The 7,215-nt window shown below is 65.7% G+C and carries 5 protein-coding genes; 2 read left to right on the top strand and 3 right to left on the bottom strand.

Going from position 1 to position 7,215, the window contains the following annotated elements; genetic code table 11:
* Nucleotides 1–161: 161 nt before the first annotated feature.
* From GY937_14580 to adhE, 3 genes are all read right to left on the bottom strand, one after another.
* The gene (locus GY937_14580) at nucleotides 162–584 is read right to left on the bottom strand and encodes a CBS domain-containing protein (protein MCP5057928.1); all 423 of its coding nucleotides are present in this window, start codon (nucleotides 582–584) and stop codon (nucleotides 162–164) included.
* Complete coding sequence (locus GY937_14585; protein ID MCP5057929.1) at nucleotides 581–2,059, bottom strand: wax ester/triacylglycerol synthase family O-acyltransferase; 1,479 nt, start codon at nucleotides 2,057–2,059, stop codon at nucleotides 581–583. The genes GY937_14580 and GY937_14585 overlap by 4 nt, the downstream gene beginning before the upstream one ends.
* A gap of 106 nt (nucleotides 2,060–2,165) precedes the next feature.
* On the bottom strand, nucleotides 2,166–4,775 hold the full coding sequence (gene adhE / locus GY937_14590; protein ID MCP5057930.1) for a bifunctional acetaldehyde-CoA/alcohol dehydrogenase: 2,610 nt from the start codon (nucleotides 4,773–4,775) through the stop codon (nucleotides 2,166–2,168).
* A 128-nt stretch (nucleotides 4,776–4,903) separates the two neighbouring features.
* Here adhE and GY937_14595 point away from each other — a divergent pair, with 128 nt between their 5' ends.
* Nucleotides 4,904–5,752 carry a hypothetical protein gene (locus tag GY937_14595; GenBank protein ID MCP5057931.1) on the top strand — a complete coding sequence of 283 codons (849 nt, stop codon included), beginning with the start codon at nucleotides 4,904–4,906 and terminating at the stop codon, nucleotides 5,750–5,752.
* A 95-nt stretch (nucleotides 5,753–5,847) separates the two neighbouring features.
* Complete coding sequence (locus GY937_14600; GenBank protein MCP5057932.1) at nucleotides 5,848–7,080, top strand: alpha/beta hydrolase; 1,233 nt, start codon at nucleotides 5,848–5,850, stop codon at nucleotides 7,078–7,080.
* The last annotated feature ends 135 nt before the right edge of the window (nucleotides 7,081–7,215 follow it).

A 7,215-nucleotide genomic window follows, 5' to 3' on the forward strand; every position in this document is an offset into this window, starting at 1 on the left:
GCCTCAGGGGCGCGCCGAGCTGCGGATCGCTGCCGAGGCCTCCACCCGCCAACGATTCAATCGGGCCATCGAACAACTCGCCGCCTGACCCGGACCGATACCCTCAGGGGCCCGGATCCAATGACGGATTGGGGCTAGCTGTTGGTATGAAGTGAGGCAGCTCAGCTTCGCTTCGAACTCGCGTTCTTCGAGGGAGTAGGTGGGTTCTTTGCTACGAAGCGGTGGTCCTCGACCAACTTCAAGAGGTCGAAGGACGAGAGCACGCCGACGACGGTCTGCTCATGGGTCACGAGCACCCGGTGGATGTGATGGTTCCGCATGACTCGGGCCGCAGTGCTCACGTCGTCGTATTTCGGCACCGTGTACACCTTCGTGGTCATGATCCTGCTGATGGGCGAGTTTGTCTTCAGCTCCGCCGCGAGATCCGTGGCGGAGATGATCCCAGCGGGCCGTCCCTCCGTGTCGACCACGGGAAGCGCGCTGATCTGGTTACGCTCCAGGATGCCACGAACGTGTCCGACGGTTGCGTGGGGTTGAGTCGAGACGACCGTGCTGGTCATCAATTCGTGGACTTTCGTGTTCATTTCATCTCCTGCTGCTCAAGGGAAGGGCTGGAAGCCGGCGGGCTCGGGTCCCCGGCCGCCTGCACGTGCTCTGCGGCCTCGCGCAGCCGCGCGAACTCCTCGCCAACCGCCAGGACGAAGTCGTTCAGATCGGGGAGCGCTTCCCAATCCGACTGGAAGCCCCAGCACAACCGGCCGTCGTAGCTGAACAACGCAATTCCGAGGCCCTGGTTCGTGAACAACGGCACAACGGGATAGATCTCGGTCATGCGTGATTCCAGCAGGTAAACGGGCCGGGGTGGCCCGGGCACGTTGGTGACGACCACGTTGTAGGTGCGCTGATTCGCGGCGAGACGCACGAACTCGATGATCAGGCTCGTGAAGGTCCGGTCGCTCAGCTCTTCGAGCATCTCCGCACCATCGACCAGGCGCGAGCGCTTGAGCCCGCGCATGGTCGAGGTCGTGCGTTCGAGCCGCTTGCGTGGGTTGCGCTCGTCCACGGGCAGCCGCGCCAGGAAGTTGACCACGCGATTGCCGGGGACACCGTGCTGATCTCGCTTTCGGATGCTGACCGGAACCATTGCACGGAAAACCGTATCGCGATCCAGTACCTCGCCCCGCTGCTCGAGGAAGCGTCCCACCGCACCAGCCACGGTCGCCAGCACGACATCGTTGAGTGTTCCGCTCAGGTGCTTTCGGATCTCCGCCACTTCTGTGAGGTCGGTCTGCATCCAATCGAAACGCCGGTAGGGACCGATCTCCGGGTTGAGGGGGGTCGGCGTGGTCGGCTCGAGCCCGGCGCTGAGGGTTTCGCCCAGCGCTCCCAACGAGTTTCGCACGTCCTCCAGGAACTCCACGGGACGTGTCAAGCGGTCTTGCGTGTCGCGCAACATCTCGAACGGAAACGCTGCACGTCGTCCGACCTCGTTCGCCAGAAGCCGCACCGCTCCCGGCTCGGGCCGCGGAATCCACACGCGAGGCTCCGGCATTTCTTCGCTGGGCGACAACCTCAGCAGTGCCGTTAGCAGATCGACGCCCGCGATCTCATCCACCATGCAATGGTGGGCCTTGATGATCATTGCGAAGCGACCATCCTCGAGACCCTCGACGACCCAAAGCTCCCACATCGGCTTTCCGCGGTCGAGCTTCTGGGACATGATGCGCCCCGCCAATCGTTTGAGTTGGCGCATGTCGCCCGGAGGTGGAAGCGCCGAGTGGCGGAAGTGGTAGGCGAGGTTGAAGCGCGGGTCGTCGACCCAGACCGGGTGTCCGATCAACGGCACCTCGACGAGGTGTTGCCGGAGCCGGGGGCTCTGGGGCAGGGAGCGTTCGAGGAACGCGTGCAAGCGGTCGATGTCGAGCCGGCCCTCGGGCGTCTCGAGCGGTTCGCGCTCGAACAGCGCCACCGCCCCGACGTGCATGTGGATGTTCGCATCCTCGATCTCGAGGAAGACGGAATCGGTTGCGCTGAGGCGGTCGTGGTGTTCGTAGGCCACGGTTCGGCAGTGTAATCCATCCAGGGGGCCGGCGGAGCGTCGGGTAGCCGACAGTGGCCCGGAGATCGGGATGGCGGTGTGCTGCGGCTCTTCGCCCGGCGAGGGCTCAGCGACCGTTCCAGGCGGCTTCCAGCAATCCCACGAGTTCACTGACCATCGGCATGCGCGGGTTGGTGCGCAGGCTCGGGTCCTCGAAGGCGACGCGCGCGAGGTCCGGCAACGCCTTGCGGAACTCCTGCTCGTCGACACCCGCGTCGGCGAGAGAGCGCGGGATCCCGACCTCGTCCAGAAGCTCGTCCACCCGGGCGAAGAGACGGGCACGACGGCCTTCCTCCCCGTGACCGCCCGCGCCGCCACCGGGGAGCCCGATCACCCAGCCGAGCTGGGCGTATTTTTCAGGCGCCACGTAGGCTGCGTAACCCGGTGCCGGCATGAACTTGCTGGGAATCGAAGCGTTGTAGCGCAGGACGTGGTGGAGGAAGATCCCGTTCGCCCGGCCGTGGCTGATGTGGAATCGCGCTCCGACCGCGTGAGCCAGCGCGTGGTTCACGCCGAGGAAGGCATTCGAGAACGCCAGCCCGGCGATGGTCGCAGCATTCGCCATGGCGGTTCGCGCCTCGAGGTCCGAGCCGTCCTTGACAGCGCGCGGCAGCCAGTCGAGGACCAGCCGGGCTGCCTGGACGCAGAACGCCTCGGTGTAGGGCGATGCAAAGATCGAGACCGCGGCCTCGAGTGCGTGGGTGAGAGCATCGATGCCCGTATCGGCGGTGACGGTGGGGGGCATGCTCAGCATCAGCAGCGGATCCACGATCGCCATGTCGGGCACCAGGGAGTAGTCCACCAGGGTGACCTTGCGGTCGCCCATCGTCACGACGGCGGCCGGGGAAACCTCGGAACCCGTGCCACTGGTCGTGGGCACGGCCACCAGCTTCGCCTTGTGTGCCACCTGCGGGTACTGGGCGACGCGTTTTCGCGCGTCCAGGAAGGGCAGGCTCAGCTCCTCGAGGCTCAGCTTCGGGTTCTCGTAGAAGAGCCGCATCGCCTTTCCGGCGTCCAGGACCGAGCCTCCGCCCACCGCGACGATCAGGTCGGGCTGCATGCGTCGCAGGGTCTCGACCCCGTTCCAGATCTGCTGCTCGTCCGGCTCGGGCTCGATTTCCGAGAAGACATGGGTGGTGGTCCTACCGAGGTGTTTGTGGATCTCGTCGGCGACGCCGCGGCGCTCGCTGTCGCCGTCGGTGACGATCACTGCGGTGGTGGCGTCGATCTCGCGAAGGCTCTCGAGGGCTCCTGCGTTGAAGTAGGTATCGGACGGAACGCGGAACCACTGGGGTGGGCTCGAGCGCTGGGATACCCGCTTCACGTTGAGCAGTTGCGTGTAGTTGACGTTGTCTGTCGTCATCGATCCGCCCCAGGTCCCGCAACCGAGTGAAAAAGTCGGTGTGAGAGAGTTGTAGATGCCGCCGAGCGCGCCCACGGCGGTGGGCGCGTTCACCAGGATGCGCCCCGTGCGGATGCGTTGCGCATAGCGATCGATGACCTCCTGATCCCGGGAGTAGATCGCGGAGGTGTGGCCCAGACCGCCGTGTTCCGTGACCAGATCGCATGCCGCAATGCCGTGCTCCACGCTCGGCGACCGCACCAGCCCGAGCACGGGCATCAGTTTCTCCTTGACCAGCGGGTGTTCCGAGAGGGCGCCCAGATCCTCGGGCAGGGGAGCCAACAGGACCTTGGCGTCCTTCGGCACATCGAAGCCCGCTTTCGTGGCGAGGTCGTAGGGCGAGCGTCCCACGGCATCGATGCTCGGGTCTCCGGACTCAAGGAAGGCAAACCCCGCGAGCTGGTCCACCTCCTGGGGAGAGAGCAGTCGGGCGCCCATGCGTTCGAGTTCGGCCACGAAGGCGTCGTAGATGCCTTCGTCCACGACACAGGTCTGCTCGGCGGGGCAGATCACTGACGCGTCGAAGGTCTTCGAGATCAGGATATCCACCACGGCGCTGCAGACATCCGCGGTTCGGTCCAGATAGACGGGCGCGTTGCCGGGGCCGACGCTGATGACCGGCTTCCCCGCTTCGTTGGAGAGCCGTACGATCTTCGGACCGCCGGTGGTCCAGATCAGATCGATGTCCGGATGGCGAAAGAGGTAGTGGGTCACCTCGCGGGGCGCATCGGGGACCACCTGGAGGGCGCCGGGCGGCAAGCCGGCCTTCTCGCCAGCCTTCTGCAGGATCTCGACGGTGCGCAGCGCGCATTGGATGGCCCGCGGCGACGGGCGACAGATCATCGCGTTGCGCGTCTTGGCGGCCACGATCGATTTGAAGAGGACGGTTGACGTGGGATTCGTGACCGGCAGGATCGCCATCACCACGCCGATGGGCTCGGCGACGTATCGGAGGTTGCGCTCGGGTTCCTCACCGATCACTCCGACGGTCTTCTTGTCCTTCAAGTAGTCATACAGGAACTCCGTCGCCACGAAATTCTTGATGACCTTGTCTTCGAAGACGCCGAAGCCCGTCTCCTCGGTGGCGATCTGCGCGAGGTCCACCGCGGACTCGAGGCCCGCTACCACCATCGCCCAGACGATGCGGTCCACGGCCTCCTGGTCGAGCTCGCGGAAGGCGTCCGCGGCGGCACGTGCGCGGGCCACTGTGGAGTCCAGCTCCTCCAGGCGGCCGGGCGTTAGTCCAGCTCCGCTTCCGTCGGTGGCGTCGGCCATGGCGGTTGCCTCCCTCCCAAGCGTAGGCCGGATGCGAGCGGTTGGCATTGCTGCCGGTGACCGTGGCTGGAACTTCACCCCGTGGCTCGGGCGCCAACGCCGCGGACCCCTATCCTTGTCTCCGCTTCATGACGAAGGATGATTCCGCCAACCAGGGGTCGGGTCTCGCTTCTCGGCTCGTGCTCGAGGAGCGAGGTGCGGACCGCTTTCGTGGCCATCCGGGGCCGGCTCGAGGCCGCGCCCCCGGGCGGGTGTTCGGCGGTCTGGCGCTCGCGCAGGCGTTCGCCGCCGCAGCACGCACCGCCCCCGATTGCGAGTTGCAATCCCTGCATGCGCATTTCCTGAGCCCGGCGCGCTATGGCGAGGCGATCGGCTTCGAAGTGGAGCGTCTGCGTGAGGGCGTGAGCCTCGACGTGCGCAGTGTCCTGGCGCGGCAGCGAGGTGAGGCGGTTTGCCACGTGACCTTCTCCTTCGGTCGGGAATCCAGCGGGCGCCGGCACGACGACCGCTGCCCCGCGGTCCCCGGGCCCGACGGGCTCCCCGAGATTCGCGGCCGTTGGGGCGCGCTTGCCGAGGAGATCGAGCTTCGCCTGATTCCCCCTGCGGTCGGTCAGCCCTTCGGTCTGTGGATGAGGCCGCGTACGGCTCTTCCCGAGGACGGGCTTCTCCACCACGCTTCTTTCATCTACGCGAGTGACGGTCCTCTCGTGGCTGCCGCTGCGCGAGCCCTGGGAATCGCCGGGGCCACCCTACGAGCCGCCAGCATCGATCACGCATTGTGGATCCACGGTCCCGCGCGCTTCGACGATTGGCACGTCTTCCTCGCCGAGAGCCCTGTATCCCATGCTGAAACGGCGTGGGCGGTGGGCGCCCTCTACGACCGCACGGGGCGCCGGGTAGCGAGCGTCGCCCAGGCGGCTCGGATCCAGGCGTTTCCCGGCGGGAGCGTGGGCCCCGCCGAACCAAACGGCGCCTGATCCCTCGAAGGAGCGGAGACGCCTGCTCCCAACGTGGATCGTTCGCAACCGCCCTCCTGCGCGACACACGCAGCCTGGAATGGCATCATGACGGGATGACTGCCCCCAGCCTGTTCCTCCTCGTGAGCCTGGTCGGCGCCGCCTTCACGGCGAGTGCCCTCATTCAGGCCCGTCGTATTTCCGCCTTCAGCATGCCCTACTTCATGGGTGCCTGGCTGACGGGGGAGATGCCGCTCCACCACCTGGCGTGGCAGGCCGCGGCGACCCTGGTGTTCGGCGCGTTTGGCGCGTTCGAATCCGCGGCTGGGCTGTTCGGCCTGGCGATTACCTTCGTGAGCTGGGCTGGGCTGCTCGCGATTCACGGCAAGGCGATCGGTGCTCGTGCGGCAGCGCGGGAGGCGCTTGCAGAGAGTGGTCTGGCGCCTGATGAAGATGTCTCTCCCTGGCACGGCCTGCGGCCCTTCCGAATGAAGAGACCTGGCGTAGAGACCCTGAGAGGGCGCGAGTACGGCCCATCACTGCCCGGCGACAAGGGCGGACGCAACAAGCTGGATGTCGTGCGGCCCCGTGAGCCCGGCACTCACCGCCCGGTCTTGCTGCAGGTACACGGCGGCGGTTGGGTGATGGGCGAAAAAGAGCAGCAGGGCCAGCCGCTGATGCACCACATGGCGGAGAGGGGTTGGGTCTGCTTCGCGCCGAACTACCGACTTTCGCCGAAGGCGACCTTCCCCGATCACATCGTCGACGTGAAGCGCGCCCTGGTCTGGATCCGCGAGCACGCCGAAGAGTTTGGCATCGATCCGGATTTCATCGCCGTAACGGGCGGCTCCGCAGGCGGTCATCTTGCCGCGCTCACCGCGCTTTCCCAGAACGATCCGATGTACCAGCCAGGCTTCGAAGAGGGGGATACGCGGGTCTCGGCAGCCGTGCCGTTCTATGGCGTCTACGATTTCCTGGATCGCCACGGGATCCGCGGTTCCCAATCGATGACACCCTTTCTGGCAAAGAGCGTGCTCAAATGCAGGCCGGAAGAGAACCGGGAGCTCTGGGATGCGGCCTCGCCTCTCTCGCGGGTCTCGACCGATGCACCGCCGTTCCTGATCGTTCAGGGGACTCACGATTCGTTGGTCTTCGTCGAGGAGGCCCGCGTCTTCGTGGAAGCATTGCGTGAGAAATCCCAGAATCCGGTCGTCTACCTGGAACTCGACGGCGCACAACATGCATTCGAGACCTTCCATTCAGTGCGTTCGGCCCACGCGATTCGAGCGGCGGAAGCTTTCCTCCAGGATGTCCATCGCCGATATCTCGAACCGATCTCAGAAGCCTAGCCCGAATAATTCATGAAGAAGTCGCGTTCCTGAATTGAAGAAGGCCCCAGTTGCGGTAGAAACGTGTTGCGACACCCGTTTCCCCTCAACAAGGGCCCCTTCATGAAGCCGGATTCTACCGCACAGACTGTCACC

It is taken from the genome of bacterium (assembly GCA_024228115.1).
GTDB lineage: Bacteria > Myxococcota_A > UBA9160 > UBA9160 > UBA6930.

Coding starts and splice junctions, on each gene's coding strand:
- GY937_14580 (MCP5057928.1), bottom strand. CDS start 584: ATGAACACGAAAGTCCACGAATTGATGACCAGCACGGTCGTCTCGACT.
- adhE (MCP5057930.1), bottom strand. CDS start 4,775: ATGGCCGACGCCACCGACGGAAGCGGAGCTGGACTAACGCCCGGCCGC.
- GY937_14595 (MCP5057931.1), top strand. CDS start 4,904: ATGACGAAGGATGATTCCGCCAACCAGGGGTCGGGTCTCGCTTCTCGG.
- GY937_14600 (MCP5057932.1), top strand. CDS start 5,848: ATGACTGCCCCCAGCCTGTTCCTCCTCGTGAGCCTGGTCGGCGCCGCC.